At 38.0% G+C, this 16,809-nt stretch carries 20 protein-coding genes; 11 read left to right on the forward strand and 9 right to left on the reverse strand.

The genetic code is table 11. The features are described 5' to 3' along the window. Nucleotides 1-152 precede the first annotated feature (152 nt). From ACK1JC_RS02290 to ACK1JC_RS02305, 4 genes are all read left to right on the forward strand, one after another. Entirely contained in the window at nucleotides 153-887 is a 735-nt protein-coding gene (locus tag ACK1JC_RS02290; RefSeq protein WP_409510235.1) for a Bax inhibitor-1/YccA family protein, read from the forward strand. A gap of 174 nt (nucleotides 888-1,061) precedes the next feature. Beyond that, nucleotides 1,062-1,865: an enoyl-ACP reductase gene (locus ACK1JC_RS02295; protein ID WP_409510391.1), complete on the forward strand. Its 804-nt coding sequence runs from the start codon at nucleotides 1,062-1,064 to the stop codon at nucleotides 1,863-1,865. Nucleotides 1,866-2,220: 355 nt separating this feature from the next. Then, a complete protein-coding gene (locus ACK1JC_RS02300) occupies nucleotides 2,221-2,724 on the forward strand; it encodes a DUF6586 family protein (RefSeq protein WP_409510236.1) in 504 nt (167 codons plus the stop codon). Between the two features lie 107 nt (nucleotides 2,725-2,831). Next, entirely contained in the window at nucleotides 2,832-3,110 is a 279-nt protein-coding gene (locus ACK1JC_RS02305; protein ID WP_409510237.1) for a hypothetical protein, read from the forward strand. A 63-nt stretch (nucleotides 3,111-3,173) separates the two neighbouring features. On the opposite strand, the gene ACK1JC_RS02310 is transcribed toward ACK1JC_RS02305, so the two are convergent. The 4 genes from ACK1JC_RS02310 to ACK1JC_RS02325 all read right to left on the reverse strand — a co-directional run bounded on the left by ACK1JC_RS02310 (nucleotide 3,174) and on the right by ACK1JC_RS02325 (nucleotide 7,060). Continuing rightward, on the reverse strand, nucleotides 3,174-4,892 hold the full coding sequence (locus tag ACK1JC_RS02310) for a cation:proton antiporter (protein WP_409510238.1): 1,719 nt from the start codon (nucleotides 4,890-4,892) through the stop codon (nucleotides 3,174-3,176). 150 nt (nucleotides 4,893-5,042) lie between these two features. After that, nucleotides 5,043-5,198, reverse strand: coding sequence for a 50S ribosomal protein L33 (gene rpmG, locus ACK1JC_RS02315; RefSeq protein ID WP_001205031.1), 156 nt, complete (start codon nucleotides 5,196-5,198; stop codon nucleotides 5,043-5,045). A gap of 12 nt (nucleotides 5,199-5,210) precedes the next feature. After that, nucleotides 5,211-5,447 (reverse strand): 50S ribosomal protein L28, encoded by a 237-nt coding sequence (gene rpmB, locus ACK1JC_RS02320; RefSeq protein WP_409510239.1) that lies wholly within the window; start codon nucleotides 5,445-5,447, stop codon nucleotides 5,211-5,213. Nucleotides 5,448-5,611: 164 nt separating this feature from the next. Beyond that, the gene (locus tag ACK1JC_RS02325) at nucleotides 5,612-7,060 is read right to left on the reverse strand and encodes a coniferyl aldehyde dehydrogenase (RefSeq protein ID WP_409510240.1); all 1,449 of its coding nucleotides are present in this window, start codon (nucleotides 7,058-7,060) and stop codon (nucleotides 5,612-5,614) included. Between the two features lie 111 nt (nucleotides 7,061-7,171). On the opposite strand from ACK1JC_RS02325, the gene ACK1JC_RS02330 reads away from it, so the two are divergent. The 5 genes from ACK1JC_RS02330 to ACK1JC_RS02350 all read left to right on the forward strand — a co-directional run bounded on the left by ACK1JC_RS02330 (nucleotide 7,172) and on the right by ACK1JC_RS02350 (nucleotide 10,928). Then, nucleotides 7,172-7,864 (forward strand): TetR/AcrR family transcriptional regulator, encoded by a 693-nt coding sequence (locus ACK1JC_RS02330; protein ID WP_409510241.1) that lies wholly within the window; start codon nucleotides 7,172-7,174, stop codon nucleotides 7,862-7,864. 85 nt (nucleotides 7,865-7,949) lie between these two features. Next, nucleotides 7,950-8,816, forward strand: coding sequence for a formyltetrahydrofolate deformylase (gene purU / locus ACK1JC_RS02335; protein WP_409510242.1), 867 nt, complete (start codon nucleotides 7,950-7,952; stop codon nucleotides 8,814-8,816). Nucleotides 8,817-9,023: 207 nt separating this feature from the next. Continuing rightward, nucleotides 9,024-9,869 (forward strand): TonB family protein, encoded by an 846-nt coding sequence (locus tag ACK1JC_RS02340; protein ID WP_409510243.1) that lies wholly within the window; start codon nucleotides 9,024-9,026, stop codon nucleotides 9,867-9,869. A gap of 34 nt (nucleotides 9,870-9,903) precedes the next feature. Then, nucleotides 9,904-10,527: a MotA/TolQ/ExbB proton channel family protein gene (locus ACK1JC_RS02345; protein ID WP_409510244.1), complete on the forward strand. Its 624-nt coding sequence runs from the start codon at nucleotides 9,904-9,906 to the stop codon at nucleotides 10,525-10,527. Then, the gene (locus ACK1JC_RS02350; protein WP_409510245.1) at nucleotides 10,527-10,928 is read left to right on the forward strand and encodes an ExbD/TolR family protein; all 402 of its coding nucleotides are present in this window, start codon (nucleotides 10,527-10,529) and stop codon (nucleotides 10,926-10,928) included. Before ACK1JC_RS02345 ends, ACK1JC_RS02350 begins: the two co-directional genes overlap by 1 nt. A gap of 131 nt (nucleotides 10,929-11,059) precedes the next feature. On the opposite strand, the gene msrA is transcribed toward ACK1JC_RS02350, so the two are convergent. From msrA to thyA, 5 genes are all read right to left on the reverse strand, one after another. Next, nucleotides 11,060-11,587, reverse strand: a complete 528-nt coding sequence (gene msrA / locus ACK1JC_RS02355; RefSeq protein WP_409510246.1) for a peptide-methionine (S)-S-oxide reductase MsrA — start codon at nucleotides 11,585-11,587, stop codon at nucleotides 11,060-11,062. 86 nt (nucleotides 11,588-11,673) lie between these two features. Further along, nucleotides 11,674-12,120 (reverse strand): META domain-containing protein, encoded by a 447-nt coding sequence (locus ACK1JC_RS02360; RefSeq protein ID WP_409510247.1) that lies wholly within the window; start codon nucleotides 12,118-12,120, stop codon nucleotides 11,674-11,676. A gap of 138 nt (nucleotides 12,121-12,258) precedes the next feature. Beyond that, entirely contained in the window at nucleotides 12,259-13,335 is a 1,077-nt protein-coding gene (locus ACK1JC_RS02365; RefSeq protein ID WP_409510248.1) for a DUF4105 domain-containing protein, read from the reverse strand. Between the two features lie 28 nt (nucleotides 13,336-13,363). Then, the gene (locus ACK1JC_RS02370) at nucleotides 13,364-13,876 is read right to left on the reverse strand and encodes a dihydrofolate reductase (RefSeq protein ID WP_409510249.1); all 513 of its coding nucleotides are present in this window, start codon (nucleotides 13,874-13,876) and stop codon (nucleotides 13,364-13,366) included. Nucleotides 13,877-13,983: 107 nt separating this feature from the next. Continuing rightward, the gene (gene thyA / locus ACK1JC_RS02375) at nucleotides 13,984-14,826 is read right to left on the reverse strand and encodes a thymidylate synthase (protein ID WP_409510250.1); all 843 of its coding nucleotides are present in this window, start codon (nucleotides 14,824-14,826) and stop codon (nucleotides 13,984-13,986) included. 131 nt (nucleotides 14,827-14,957) lie between these two features. Here thyA and ACK1JC_RS02380 point away from each other — a divergent pair, with 131 nt between their 5' ends. Next, nucleotides 14,958-15,764, forward strand: coding sequence for a YwqG family protein (locus ACK1JC_RS02380; RefSeq protein ID WP_409510251.1), 807 nt, complete (start codon nucleotides 14,958-14,960; stop codon nucleotides 15,762-15,764). Between the two features lie 504 nt (nucleotides 15,765-16,268). Beyond that, nucleotides 16,269-16,790, forward strand: a complete 522-nt coding sequence (locus ACK1JC_RS02385; protein WP_409510252.1) for a CHAP domain-containing protein — start codon at nucleotides 16,269-16,271, stop codon at nucleotides 16,788-16,790. Nucleotides 16,791-16,809: the final 19 nt, after the last annotated feature.

The following is a 16,809-nucleotide window of genomic DNA, read 5'->3' on the forward strand; positions in this document are numbered from 1 at the left end:
ATTTTTAAGTTATACTCATGTATATCTTTAAACAGCTATTTAAAAAGTGGCGGTGAAAATGACCGTTACAAAAAGAAGCAAGCTCTTCATGAGTTTGCCGAATATTCGATTTATAATCCTTCTATATTTTAATTATTACAAAGAGTTGAGATATGCAAAGTAATAACCCTATTTTAACCCGATCGGAAACTTATGCTGATTATAGTCAGCCAATGACCGTGCAGGGTGCTATACAAAAATCTATTTTACTCACTGTGATTGCAGCAATTGTGGGTATCGCATTTTATGTGTACTGTTTTGCAACAGCCAATGTCGGTATGGCAATGACAGGTGCAATTGTTGGTGCTGTCGGAAGTTTGATTTTAGGTTTAATCACAACTTTTAAGCCCAATACTGCACGTATGCTTGCGATTCCTTATGCATTATTTGAAGGTGCATTTTTAGGTGGTATTTCAATTTATTTTCAAATGAAATTCCCAGGTGTACCTTTACAAGCATTACTTGCAACATTTGTAACGAGCTTGGTGATGTTTGGTCTGTATAAATTTAAGATCATTCGCGCGACTGCTAAATTTAAAGCAGTCATTATGTCTGCATCAATCGCCATCTTTATTGTGTTCCTTGTACAAATGGTCATGCGTCTTGCATTTGGTTCAAGCATTCCTTATTTGTTTGAAAGTAATTTGCTAGGTATTGGTTTTGCTGCATTTGTTGCCGTGATTGCATCATTTAGTTTGATTTTAGATTTTGATTTGATTGAATCTGCGGCTGCACAAAGAGCGCCAAAATCATATGAATGGTTATGTGGTATTGCACTGCTCGCAACACTCGTTTGGATGTACTATTCATTCTTACGTTTAATTGGTTTATTGAGTAGTAATGACTAATCCATTGTACTAGTGTAGATATTTAAAAAAGCTTTCCTTGGAAGGCTTTTTTTATGGGTGTAATACAGGAACTTTGATGTTTTTAGTAAACTTTTGAAAAAAGATGCATTATGCAATTTTGTTCTGTGTCTAGACTTGGCATTATGCATGCAAACTTTTTCGAGTGAAAATTTCATGGCACAAGGACTTTTAGCTGGTAAGCGCTTTTTAATCGCAGGCGTTGCAAGTAAATTATCTATTGCATTCGGTATTGCACAAGCATTACACCGTGAAGGTGCAGAGTTGGCATTTACCTATCCAAATGAAAAATTAAAAAAACGTGTCGATGATTTTGCTGAACAATTTGGTTCAACATTGGTTTTCCCGTGTGATGTTGCCAATGATGCAGACATCGATAATGCATTTTTAGAACTTGCCAAGCATTGGGATGGCCTAGATGGTGTCGTGCATTCAATTGGTTTTGCACCTGCGCATACACTTGATGGTGATTTTACCGATGTTACAGATCGTGAAGGCTTCCGAATAGCACACGACATTAGTGCATATAGTTTTGTTGCTATGGCACGTGCGGCAAAACCATTATTATTGGTTCGTCAGGGCTGTTTATTGACATTGACTTATCAAGGTTCAGAAAGCGTGATGCCAAATTATAACGTGATGGGCATGGCGAAAGCATCGCTTGAAGCAGGCGTACGATACCTTGCATCAAGCTTGGGTGAAGAGGGTATTCGTGTCAATGCAATCTCTGCGGGGCCAATTCGTACTTTGGCAGCATCAGGCATTAAATCGTTCCGTAAAATGTTAGATGCTAATGAAAAAATTGCACCCCTTAAACGCAATGTCACCATTGAAGATGTGGGTAATGCTGCGCTTTTTCTTTGTTCACCATGGGCAAATGGCATTACAGGCGAAATTTTATATGTTGATGCAGGCTTCAATACCGTGGGCATGAGCGCATCAATGATGGATGCAGATTAAAGTTTATAAAGCTTTAGCTGTATAAAACCCGATTTAGACTTTATAGTTTAATTCGGGTTTTCTTTTACGTGAATGGAAGCCAAATTTTATAAAAAGATGTATACAGCACTTTAAAAATAAATCATTCACCCAATAAAAACTATATTCAAACCGCCGTGACACAGTTACTCTATTTCTCATCAGTTTTTACTTTGCTCAACCTACTTCACTTAACTTGCTTAGTTCAATTTACTCAGCTCAATGCGATTGAACGTTGTATTTTTTAGTTTTTGAATTTGCAAGTGTGAGCTGTTGAAATCTGTCTTAGCTGTACCGTTCTTTTTAAGTTGTATTGCGCTTTATTTAAGGAAAAATCATGACCCGTGTAGCACGCTATCATGCAGATCGTACCAATCAAAAATTGTATTTTGCACGACTCGCATGCCAACAAGCAGAGCAGAGTGAGCATGTACAACAGGTGCAGGCTTTTCGTGAATCGGCTGTATTTCACTTGCATGGTGCAGTTTTAGCATTTTTACAAGAATTGGTACGCTACTATCGTTTAAATGATACGTCACCGACTTTAAAATCGATTGAAGAACTCATGGCTGCTAAAGGTCAAATCTCACCTGAAGTCGCTGTTATGCAACAATTGGCAAAATCAGGTTTTATTGCAGAATTAAAACGTGCATATCGCATGTGCCAATATGCACCTGAACCGAGTGCACCTGAACCTGAAGATGACACATCATCAAACTTAATTATTAAAGTGACACAAACACCGCAAGCATGGTTGCCCGATACTAAAATTTTACGTGAGTGGCATCGTGACTTGACGCAACTAATTGACGGTTTTCGTAACGAAATGGTCGAATTCTAAACTTTCTGTATGCTAGACTTGAAAAAGACCAAGCAGCACCGATATAAAGTATTCACACAGTGCAAAGTGCATTTGGTACTTTGTCCCATGTTGAGCATGGAGGGACTATGTCTATAGAGCAGTTAAAAGAGTTATTTGGCAGTCAGGAAGCAATTCTTGAGCTTGTTCAGCTAGAAAGTGGCGAATTGGCTCTACGTAATTCTGGCTCTGAAAGCACACCTTTAGTGACCATACAATTTAATGATGACATCAAGGCATTATTGGGTGATCAGACGCCTGTGATTGCTCAGCAGATGATTCAAGCTGCATTGTATGCACTCATGGAAAAACAGACAGGGCAGTGGGAAGCAGAAGTTGTTGATGAGCAACCCATTCACTTTAGTTAATCGATAGAATAAAAAAACGCATCAGATGGTGCGTTTTTTATTGAACAATATATTTATTTGAGCTTAATGCGTTGGCTCATGATGGTGGGCAATTTGAATTTGATTCAAAATATAATTGCTCATATTTTTTGCCATTTCCTCTTTTGCATAATACACATCCCCAATATTTTCCCGACGAATGACTTCGGCCTCTTCCTTACTTTCAGCGCAGACTAAAACTTGAATTTTGGGATTGAGTAATTTAGACGTATCGACAATTTTATGAATATCTAAAATATCCATTGGCGAGATAACCAAAAGGCGAGCGTGTTGAATATGGGCTTGAATGAGTACACCTGGTTCAGTTGCACGGCCCGAAACCGCAGCAATTCCTTTTTCACGTAGAACTTCAACTTTTTCACGGTTTTCTTCGGCAATGACCACTTTAATACCATCATCCATGAGCGTCTTGGTTACACGACGACCGACTTCACCATAGCCAATCATGACCACCTGATCACGTAGATAATCTTGAGAAACTTCATCAGGTAACATGGCTAAAGGATCACCACTACGTTCAAGTAAACGTGCTAAGTGTGAACGCTCACGAATCCAGTTTTGTACAGGCTCAATTGCTGAAAATAAGAATGAATTGAGGGTGATAGAAAATAATGCACCTGCAAGAATCAAATTTTGTCCATCAAGACTGAGTAAGCCTAAAGAAACCCCCAATGTTGCCAAAATAAAGGAAAATTCACCAATTTGCGCTAAACTCGCACCAACGGTTAAGGCTGTATTGAGCGGATAGCGAAAAAATAAGACCAATGCCATTGCAGCAAGTGTTTTACCAATCATAATGATGGCAATTACAGCGATAATATGAAGCGGTTGCTCAATTAAAATTCTTGGGTCAAACAACATGCCGACTGAAACGAAGAATAAAATCGAAAAAATTTCACGAAGTGGTAGCGTTTCTTCTTCTGCACGATGGCTGAAATCTGACTCTTTGACGACCATACCTGCAAAGAATGCCCCCAAAGCCATCGACACGCCAAAAACGGCATAAGAGCCATAAGCAATCGATACAGCAGCGGCAACAACGGTGAGAGTGAAAAGTTCTCTTGAGCCTAAGCGTGCGACATATTGCATGATTAGAGGAACAAGTCGTTTACCGATAATCAACATAAAGGCAATAAAGCCTGCCACTTTAAGCAATGTTATACCAAGTGTCAGCCAAATATTTTCATTACTGCCATGACCTTCAAGCGCATGACCACCTAAAAGTACCGCAGTCGCAGGAAGGAGTACTAAGACTAAAACCATCACAAGGTCTTCGACAAGCAACCAACCGACAGCAATTTTACCATTGACCGAATTGAGTAACCCTTTGTCGCCTAGTGCTTTAAGAAGAACAACAGTACTCGCACACGATAAGCTAAGTCCAAAGACCAATGCTGAGCCGAAACTCCAACCCCAAAAATGCGAAACTGCCATACCTAATAGGGTTGCAACTGTAATTTGTAAAATAGCACCAGGTAAGGCAATACGCCGAACTTGCATTAGATCGTTCAGTGAAAAGTGCATACCAACACCGAACATTAAAAACATCACGCCCAATTCGGCAAGCTGATTGGCGAGGGCAATGTCTGCAACAATACCAGGAGTATTGGGGCTGATGATGATCCCTGCAACAAGGTAACCAATCAGTGGGGGGAGGCGTAAACGAGCAGCGATATAGCCAAAAATGAGGGCAATACCAAAACCAACTGCAAGCAAAATAATCAGATCTACATCATGTGGCACTAAACGCTCCTTAAAAATAGGTAGGAAAAGTGAAAGATAAGAACTTTAAGCATAGAAAATGCCAAAGGAATGCTAGAATTTTAACAAGCTGAGTAAAAAAAGTGCAAAAAAAACGACCCAAAAGGGTCGTATTTTTTAAGAAAACTAAAATTATTTAATTTTAGCTTCTTTGAAGATCACGTGTTGACGGATTTTGGGATCAAATTTTTTGATTTCCATTTTTTCCGGCATAGTACGTTTGTTCTTAGTGGTAGTGTAGAAATAACCAGTACCAGCAGAAGAAACTAAGCGAATTTTATCACGCATGGTTCAGACTCCTTAGATCTTTTGACCTTGAGCACGAAGGTCAGCAAGAACCTTTTCAATGCCCAATTTGTCGATAATACGCATACCTTTTGGAGTTAAACGAAGACGTACAAAACGTTTTTCGCTTTCTACCCAAAAACGGTGGTGGTGCAGGTTCGGCTCGAACCGGCGCTTAGTTTTGTTGTTGGCGTGTGAGACGTTGTTACCAACGACTGGACGCTTGCCGGTAACTTGGCAAACCTTAGACATGGTGTAACTCCATTGATTGAGCCAACAGCAATTCTGTGTGGCCAGTCAAAAATAAACGGATGATTTCATTCAGGGGCGTTTTATACCAAAATTCCGCTTAAAAGACAAGCGGAATCGGCTAAAAATTAGCATGACCTTATTCAATAGATCATACCTTGATCAAGTTAGCGCAGGAAGGTTTTCTCTAAAATACGATTTAGAGGTTTGTCATACGGCGGCAAAATGAACTTTAAGCTAAAAAGCTTAGGAATGGACATTACAGAACGTTCGTGCGATAAACTAAAGAAACCTTCAGGACCATGATATTTACCCATACCTGAAGCACCAACGCCACCAAATGGTAGATCGTCTTGTGCAACATGAGTGAGTACGGCATTTTGACCAAAGTGCCCCGAATGCGTGCGTTGCGATACATAATCGGCGCGCGCATTATCAAAGTCGAAGTAGTATAATGCAAGTGGACGCGGACGGCTATTAATAAAGTCAATTACATTGTCAATTTGATCATATTCCATGATTGGTAGAATTGGACCAAAAATTTCATTCTGCAAAATTTGCATATCAGGAGTCACACCTGTGAGCAACGTTGGCGCAATTTTCCGCACAGTTTCAAGATTTTCATTTTTAGGATTGATTGATGTAATTTCAGCACCTTGCGTTTGTGCATCTTCTAAATAACCTTGAATACGCTTGTACTGTTTATCATTAATAATAGACGTATAGTCATTGTTATCACGTAGGCTTGGATACATGCTACTTGCAATATTTTTAAACTGTCTCATAAATTCGGCAGTTTTACCTTTTGGTAAGAAGATATAGTCAGGTGCAACACAGGTTTGACCTGCATTCCAAAGCTTGCCAAAAGCAATACGCTGAGCAACTTCTTTCATATCGCTTGATGGGTGCACGATAACAGGTGACTTGCCACCGAGTTCCAAAATGACAGGTACAAGGTTTTCAGCCGCCGCAGCCATGACAGTTTTACCGACATTGGTTGATCCTGTAAAAATAATTTTGTCAAAAGCCAAATGACTAAAAGCATCGGAAATTACGCCACCACCTGTCACCACAGAAACGAGTTCTTGTGGGAATGCTTCAGATAAAATATTTTCAAGCACATAACCAAAGTTCATTGATGAGCTTGAAATTTTGATCATGGCATGATTACCTGCAGCCAAGGCACAAATGAGAGGGCCTACTGAAAGTAAAAGCGGATAGTTCCAAGGTGCAATAATACCAATAACACCCAGAGGTTGATATTGTACCCATGCTTTTGCAGGCTGATGTAAAATACCAACATGACGCTTAGATGGTTTCATCCAATCGGTTAAATGCTTGCTATAATATTTAACCTGTTCTAAACATGTTAGTAGTTCACCAATTTTGGTTTCATTGACTGAGCGGTTTCCATAGTCCTTATTGATTGCATCTGCAATCTGGTCTTGATATTTTACCAAAACTTTTTTTAGTCTTGCTAAACGTTCAATACGTTCTTTGGCTGTCGGAACAGGATATCGTTGATATGCTGATTTCTGTTGAGCCAATAAATCATGCATACGCTGGATTTCTGGCGCAAAGGGAGTCATTGAGTTTGTTTTTGTTTGACTGTTCATGACAAACACCATTTACTAATAGATAATTTAATATATTTTTTAGAGTAAATACTCTAATTAGTCAAGTCACTTTAATGTTAGCAAATGCTGACGATTGAAAATGGTATCAAGATGTCAAGCTCCAAAACATTGAAAACGAAAGATCGAATTTTGCAGATTAGTCTGCAACTTTTTAATGAGCGTGGCGAGCGCTCGGTCACCACAAACCATATTGCTGCTGAGTTAGGCATTAGTCCGGGCAATCTGTATTATCACTTTCGTAATAAACAGGAAATTATTAAAGAGTTGATGTCGCAGTACCAAATGGAAACGATGGAGATGCTTTCATTGCCTGATGACCGGGCAGTCAACGCAAATGATAAGATTCGTTATTTTCAGGTATTGAGTAGTCAGTTGTGGGCATATCGTTTTTTACATCGTGATGTTTATCACCTTGTTGAAAATAACGAAGACTTTCGCAAAATTTATCCAAAATTTGCAGGTCAGGTCATGCAACAAGGGCAAAAGATTTATTTAGCTTTTGTTGAGGCGGGATTAATGCAAATGACCCATTCTGAAATTGAAGCTTTAATTATCAATATTTGGATTGTGCTGACCAATTGGACCAATTTCCTTTATATGTCTGGGCATTTAAATGATTCAAATCATTTGGATGAAAAATGGGCATGGCAAGCATTGCGTCAAATGGTTTTCCTCGAAGGCCCGTATTTACGAGGTGAAAGCCGTGCAACTTATGAAAGATTGCTCGATAGTTTTGGTACTTCTGATCTTTTTGCTAGTCTATCAACCTCGAAAGAAGACTGAAATGTATTGTAATATTGAAAGCTGGTAAAAAAGCGTTAGAATAACCGGCTGTTTTTAAATTTATATATAAGTGATATTTAACCAAATGAACATGACCACTGCCAATACTGCACGTTTACTCATTACTTGTGAAGACAAGCCGGGCATCGTACAGGCTGTATCGAGCTTTTTGTATCATCAGGGAGCAAATATTACTGCGCTTGATCAATATGCAACAGAAGCTCAGGGCGGACGTTATTTCATGCGCGTTGAGTTTGAACTTGATGGTTTACAAACTCGTAGAGAAAGTTTGACGCAAACGTTTGCTGCTAATGTAGCAGAGCGTTATGCCATGCAATGGCGTTTAGCTTTGGTCAGTGATGTGAAAAAAGTCGGCATTTTGGTGTCGAAAGTTGATCATGCTTTACTTGAGTTATTGTGGCGTCATTCTCGTGGCGGTTTACCGTGTGAAATTACCAAAGTAGTTTCGAACCATGAAGCTTTACGTGAATCTGTAGAGAACTTCGGAATTCCATTTGAAGTTGTTGCAGTGACCAAAGAAAATAAACGTGAAGCTTATGCGCAAATTGACGAATTAATGCAAGGTAATGATTTACTTGTACTTGCGCGCTATATGCAGATTCTTGATGAAGAGTTTGTACAAAAATGGGAAATGAAAGTCATCAATATTCATCATTCATTTTTACCTGCATTCGTGGGTGCTAATCCATATAAGCAAGCGTATGAAAAAGGTGTAAAGCTTATTGGTGCAACAGCGCATTATGTTACGGCTGATTTAGATCAAGGTCCAATCATTGAACAAGACGTAGAACGTGTAAACCATGATTTTACTGTTGAACAATTACGTGAATTAGGTCAAGACGTAGAGCGTAATGTGTTGGCACGCGCTGTGAAATGGCATCTTGAAGATCGTATTATTGTAGATGGTAATAAAACAGTTGTTTTTCAGTAGTTTGTAGTTTTTTGATGTGAAAAAGGGATGCATAAAGCATCTCTTTTTTTGTTTTTAATTTGGAAAAACAATACAAAGTATTGTAAAAAGTAGTTGCAAATGAAAACACTTCTCATTTATCATTAGCGTAGTTTAATTGTTCAAACCGATGATTACGATTAGCAAAAACATTTGCTGATATTCTCAGATTTAGGTATTCAGATTCATATGAGTCAATCTTCCACAGCAAATCTTCATTCCTCACAATTGTTGAAGAAAAAAGTGTTGCCTGCGCTTATTGCCGTTGTAATCGGTCATATGGGCGTATTATGGGCAGTCGGTCAGTTAAAAACAGTTGACTTAAAACCTGTGGACAAGAAACCCATTAGTGTTAAATTATTAAAAATTCAAGAAGAAGCACCGCCGCCTCCGCCCCCACCACCGCCAGTACAGCAAAAGGTGAAGCCTGAGCCGAAACCAGAGCCTATTAAGCCGCAACCTGTGATCAAGCCAAAAGTGATTGCACAAAAACCACAAGAAAAAGTGGAAAAGGCGATTCATCAGGAAGATCCTCTAAAGAAACAGCGTGAGTTAGAGAATCAGCGGTTGCGCGATCAACAGATTCAAGATAAACAATTACGTGACCAGCAAATGCGTGATCAGGCTGAACGAGATCGTTTAAAGCGTGAGCAAGACGATAAAGCTCGTCAGCAACGTGAACAAGATGAAAAAGCCCGTCAACAACGTGAACAAGATGAGAGAAATCGCCAGAGCCAAAACCAAAGCCGTTCAGTCGGAAAAGGTGATATTTCTTGGCGTTTTAAACCAAAAATTGACCCTGCGGCATTAAGTAAATACTTAGCTAAAGGGCAAGTGGTAAGCGTAGAACTACATTTCTATGCCAATGCCGATGGTTCTGTGAAGAATGTGAAAATGGTGAAAGGTTCGGGAGATGCAGGTTTAGATGCATACATTCTTGGACAAGCACGTAAAGCACAATTTTCACCGTATAAAGTTGATGGTGTAAAAGTACCGTTTGATGTCGGCCAAGACTATACGTTGAAAGGTCAGTAACAGATTAAAGATTTTTAAAAATCAGGAAATGAATATGAATTTTTCAGTTTATTGGCAACATGCGGATGCAATCAGTAAGACACTGTATTTTGTACTGTTGGCGATGTCGATTGCGACTTGGACGATCTTTGTTCTACGTCTAATGGGAACACGCCAGTTAAAACAGGTTGCTCAAACACAATTGACCCAAGCGGTAAGTAAGTTAAAAGCAAAACTTGCACCATTAAGTTTTGATCAACGTAAAGCCGTTGCAGAACAAGCTTTGTTACGTCAAATTTCGACTGAAAAAGCATCGGCTGAAAAAGGTGTTTCTGTACTAGGTACAATCGCATCACTTGCACCCTTTGTAGGACTATTTGGTACAGTTTGGGGGATTTTCCACGCCCTTGTTGCTGTCGGTAAAAGTGGTCAAGCAGGCTTAGCACAAGTGGCAACGCCTGTCGGTGAAGCTCTAATTATGACTGGTCTAGGTCTTGCAGTTGCGATTCCGGCTGTATTGGCTTATAACATTTGTATGCGCTTCAATCGTTCATTGGCGATTGAATTACAAGATCATGCACATGGCTTGCTTATTGATACTATGTTGCAACAAGATTCTTCAGCACAGAAAGCTGAAACAGTAAGTACTGAAAAAGGTTTAGTTGGGGGTCAAGTTTAATGGCTTTTCAATTGGGTGATGACAACGATGCAGGTATGAATGAGATGAACCTTATTCCCCTGATCGATATTATGCTGGTTTTGATGATTATCTTTCTGGTGACTGCAACCGTTGCTAACCCATCAATTCCATTAACTTTGCCGAAAACAACAGCAGATATTGTTGATCAGCCTCAAGAGGCGGTGACCATTAGTATTAATGCTAAAGGTGATGTGGCTTGGGGTGAAGAAATCATTACGCTTGATGAATTACAAAAGCGTTTTGATGAAGCAGGAAAACAAGCAAGTAAACCACCTATTCAATTACGTGCAGATAAAGAATCTCGTTATGATATGGTTGCACAAGTAATGTCACGTGCAAGTGAAGCTGGTTTAACGGATATTGCATTTGTAAGTGAATAATTTGTTAATGAATAATTGAGTGCCATAAACCGTAACTTAATTCATATAAATAAAAAAGCAATCCATTTGGATTGCTTTTTTATGGCTTAAATAAAGCGAATTATTCTTTGAATACTTATTAAAAAGAAAACTTATTCATCATTCTTTAATAAGTCATTAAATTTACTTCGTAACTTCATCAGTTTAGGTGGAATTGCAAAATTACAGTAACCTTGTGAAGGATTACGTGCATAAAAATTTTGATGATAATCTTCCGCAGGATAGAAGGTCGGTACAGGGCTGAGTTCGGTCACAATGTTTAAGCCATCAGCTTTGAGTGAATCAATATAATCGCTTGCTTGTTGCTGTTGTTCGGCATTTTCAAAATAAATCACAGAACGATACTGTGTTCCGACATCATTACCTTGACGGTTAAGTGTAGTTGGGTCATGGGTGGCAAAGAACACATCGAGTAGTTGTTTAAAATCAATTTGCTGATCATCAAAATTGATTTGAATGACTTCAGCATGTTCTGTATCGCCATTACAGATTTGTTCGTAACTTGGGTTTTCGATACGACCACCGGCATAACCACTGATTACGCTCTCGACACCTTTCAGTGACAGAAAAACGGCTTCGGTACACCAAAAACATCCACCACCAAAAATTGCTTGTGCCATGCTTAAATCCTACTTTATATTTGGTTTTATCTTATAAAATACTGTGATAAAAAAACCTGAATTATCAGGTTTTTTTATCAATACGATTAGTTTGTGTTTGACTTGAATTGAAGTACAGGGTTGCCATGTCGATCAAGCAATTTTAATGTTTGACCATAGACTTGATAGCCTGCAACTTTATTTAAGGCTTCATTAAATTTGCTTGAAAGTTCTGCCGTGTTTTGACACATCATTTTTGTAGATGCGAGCTGTCCTAGATTAATCTCATGTTTTTTGACGACATAGCTACCCATAATACGGTTACAGCCATCTGCACCACTTAAGCGCTGTGTTGTCGCATCAAATTGTAAGCTCGGGCTGTTATGTGCTGTAGGGTCTACTTTGTATTCGGTTGCACCGATATGAGTCAGCGACCAATTTTTATTTTGCAATAATTCAAGGTTTTGTTGTTGAATGGTACTTTGTGATGTTACGCAACCTGTCATCAATAATGTCGTGGTGATTGCTGTTGCAAGGGCTATTTTTTTCAACATATTCATCTCGATTTAAAGTTGTATGTGTTTATATAACCATAAATATAGAACAAGTCACTTACTTTTTTATAGGCGGATATGTTGCATTTTATCTGTAACGATTAAAATATGAGCTTGATCAATACATTCAATGCAAATTTAATGTTCAAGCGGAATCAGGGGAAGCTGATTTACAGGTAACCCTAAGCGAATGACTTTCGAAAAATTTTGGCTACTTGGATATTTAAAATGGCTAAATTCTTGTGTCCTAGGATTAAGATATGCGTGTTGATACCATTGTTTCATATCCCATTTTTTATCTAGCGCACCTAAGTCATACAAATAATTTGGTAAATAGCCTGAAACAAGCAAGCGATAATCACGTGGTAATTCATGTGGCTCAATGGCTTGAATCATATCAAAAACAAGCGTAGTACAATTGCTGGTAAGCGTATTATACCATTTAGGTTTTTCTCGTAATTCATCCGATTTTTTGAGATATTCTAAAAATAATTCTTTACGTTCTTTTTCTGCCATTTTGATTGGGAAAAAGTAAACTTGCTCACCGCGTACATTGGTACGTGTGTAAACAATATCTTTTTCATCTGCTGCGATGAGGCTGAGTTCAAATTGTCGAAAGAACCCGCCAATTGCAGAAAAACTTTCAGATTTCTCTTTACGAATTTCAAGTGAAAAGACCAAAGGTTTCTGATTTTTAAAGTCAAAGCTGACTAATGTATGGGCAATTTGAGGTCCCATCCAATAGGATGTCAAAATGTTAATCCCTTCAATTTCATTTAAATTGAAAGTTCGGGTATCCCATTGTTCATCAAATTCAGTTTCAGATTTCCAATTAAAATTACGAATGTTATGTAGCGTGACTACATCGCCATGTCGTTCATAATTGAGAATACGAGAGCCATCAGGACTCCAGTCTAAATTCTGATGAGCAGGAATGTTGAAATACCAAACTAAGCTAAGTGCAAAAGTGATGAGATAAATCAGAATATCTTTACGGCGACTAATAAAATGGGTGAAATAAACACCTAAAATACTCAGAGAAAAAACGATCCAAATGCCGATAAATATACGGCTCAGTAACCAACCACAGGGCTGTTGAACCCAGATGGCAAGACATAACCAAATAGAGGAAAGGACGACAAAAATACTAAAGAGAAAGTGCATGAGGCTCATGCCTAATGCACGAAGAAATATAGCTTTTCCAATGTGATTCATGTCTGTTTATTTTAATTAAAATGTGAGGCTATTTTCGGTAAGTTGCAAACTCAAAAGCAATAGCTGTTTTGTCATCAATATGCGACTCAGATGCAACTTTTTTAAATTCGGCTGGAATACTTGGATAAAAAACATCGCCATCAACATTTAAGTCTACATGGGTTAATTCTAAGCGATCGGCAAAGTGAATTGTTTGTTTAAAGATTTCACCACCACCAATAATAAAAATACTTTCAGGTTTTTCAGAGGCTAAAACATCGGGAATGGCTTGCTCTAAAGCATCTTCAATACTAGGTGCTGTTTTGACACTATCGAAAGTCCAATTTTGATCACGCGTAATGACCCAATTCACACGTTTAGGTAAGGCACGCCCCATTGACTCTAGGGTTTTGCGTCCCATAACGACAACGCCACCTTGTGTGATTTCTTTAAAGTGTTTGAGATCGGCAGAAATATGCCAAGGGAGATCATTATCTTTGCCAATACAATGTTGCTGATCCATTGCAACAACATGAACGATTTCAAAATTTTTAAAGGTCATATTTAGCTCGATTTTAATTCTAAATACCAACGGTGATCATTTGGTAGAAAGTCCCCCTTTTATAAAAGGGGGATTTAGAGGGATTATTTGATTTCGTAAATGAACAATCAAACCGCAACAGGGGCTTTAATACCTGGATGTGATTCATATCCGACAATTTCAATATCTTCAAATTTGAAATCGAAAATATCTTTAATTTCAGGATTTAGCTTTAATTGACAGAGTGACATCGGCTCACGAGTCAATTGTAATTTGGCTTGTTCAAAATGATTAACATATAAATGTGTATCGCCACCTGTCCATACAAAGTCACCAACGCCCAAGCCACATACTTGTGCAATCATGTGTGTTAAAAGGGCATAGCTTGCAATGTTGAACGGCACACCTAGAAAAACATCGGCACTACGCTGATATAGCTGGCAAGATAATTTGCCATCTTGCACGAAAAATTGGAACAAGGTGTGGCATGGTGGCAATGCAACTTGACCTGCTTCTTGTGGATTCCAACCTGACACAATTAGACGGCGTGAGTTAGGATTGGTCTTGATTTCATTGATCAGCCATTGAATTTGATCGAAACCATTGTCTTCATATAAGCCATTATCTTTCTTTTCTGCACCAAAGTTACGCCATTGGTGACCATACACAGGACCAAGTTCACCTTCAGGACGACCAAAACGTGCTGTTTGTTCTGCGGTAGACCATTCATCCCAAATACTGACTTTATTGTCTTTTAAATATTGGACATTGGTGTCGCCTTGAAGAAACCATAACAGCTCAATTACGATTGAGCGGAAATGTACTTTCTTTGTGGTCAATAACGGAAAACCTTGGCTTAAGTCAAAACGCATTTGATGACCAAATACAGAACGTGTTCCTGTGCCTGTACGGTCGCCTTTGTCGCCACCATTGTCAAGAATGTGTTGTAGAAGGTCTAAATACGCTTTCATAAATTTTCCAAATTAAAGATCACATACGACAAATTACGCCGTTTGTATACGATATTGTCATACTTCAGAATGACCTGTAAGTTTATACTAATTTGGAAAATTTTTTAAGCCACAGAACAAGAGTGACCATAATGAATATCGATTGGAATAGTACCTCTGCTCAACTACAAAGTTATAAAGATAAAATATTACAAACAGTTAAACCATCTATTGAAATGACATTAGCACCATCGCTCGATTTAACGTTATGGCAAAGTAAATTCGGTGGCTCACCTTATTTGCCAATGGGGCAAACTTATCCAAAAAGTGAAAGTGGTGATAATTTACAACTCCTAGCACAAATTAATTTCGCTGAACTACCTGAAAATACACAATATCCATCTACAGGCATACTGCAATTTTTTATTAATCCTTTTGATGATTTGTATGGTTTAGATTTTGATGATCAACAGAAGCAAGATGGTTTTCGTATTATTTTTCATGAAAAAATGACGCAAGATATCTCTCAATTGCAACAAGATTTTCCTATTTCAGAAATAGAAGACCTAGCAAGTCCAGTGGTAGGGCAATATGCGATTACGTTTACTACTTCTGAAAGTGTGATAGGAATGAATGATTTTCAATTTTCAGAAAAAATTGTCGATGTATATGAAACACTAGGTGATGATGAAGGTGAGGAGTTTGAAGAAGAATATGATGGATTTTATTCGAGTAATGGTCATCGTTTAGGGGGATACCCATTTTTTACGCAGTCTGATCCACGTGAATATACCGATGTCATTAAACCCTATATCTTGTTGTTGCAGGTTGATACTGACGATAGCGATGGTGTTGAAATTATGTGGGGTGATTCAGGTGTCGGTAACTTTTTTATTCATCCAGATGACTTGAAAAAAGGTGATTTTTCTAAGGTGCTTTATAACTGGGATTGTTATTAAATTTTGTTGATTACTTATTGTTAGTAAAGTATTTGTTTAACGTTTGATATAGACCTTGAGCAATACATTTGAAAATTATCATGAGCAAGCTATTTTTCATAACATAGTGAGAAGCCGATGTTTAATACATCGGCTTTTTTGTGGGAAAAATTAGGAGCATGTACAACAAAGAGTTGCAATGGATCAATAGTTGATAAAACTAAATGTGACTAAGCTGACATTCTAGTTGCCTGATTCTTTGGAGATATTAATTTAGTGAATTGGCTATATTATTTAATGGTTAATTTTTAGGCAAACAATAATGATACAGACAATAAAGAAATTAAGCGCTTTCAAACAATTAAAAGTCAATAAATGAGATTTATTCACAATTACATATTTTTTTACAAGTTAAGTCGTCACTTTTTAAGGTTCAATGATTAGTATGCTTTGCTTATTAAATGTAAAAGTGAGTTTTTAATAGTATGGAACTCATATTTTTAAGAGATATTTAGAGGTTGATGCATGATTTATGATCACAATATGGATGTTAATGAATACGTAAACCCTACATTGCAAGTTCATATTAGGTCACAAGATTCAAAAAATGGTTTTGATCCAGATGCTTTTTTAAAGGCTCAAGCATTGGAAAATTTTAAAACCCGTAATCGCGATTTTAAAGTCACATCATTGATTGATATTGATAAATTTACTCAAAAGTTAGTCAGTATGTCTCGCAGTACGACAGCACATCAATGTGCAAAATATGTCCGTATTGCTTTACAGTCCGCAGGTGCAAGCTTTAGTAGTCATCCTATTGCTGCTTCAGATTGGGGTGCAACACTTATGCAGATTGGTTATAAGCGTATTGAACCGTCATTTGATCAGCCACAAGAAGGCGATATTTATATTATCAAGAGTACCAGTCGTCATCGTTACGGGCACATTGCAGGCTTTACAGGTTCGCAATGGGTGTCAGATTTTAGACAGCGTAGCCATGATGTCTATCGTGATAGTAGTGTGACGTATCAATATTATCGTTTGTAAAATAAAATATTGTGTATAG

It is taken from the genome of Acinetobacter sp. TY2, from assembly GCF_046269225.1.
Lineage (GTDB): Bacteria > Pseudomonadota > Gammaproteobacteria > Pseudomonadales > Moraxellaceae > Acinetobacter.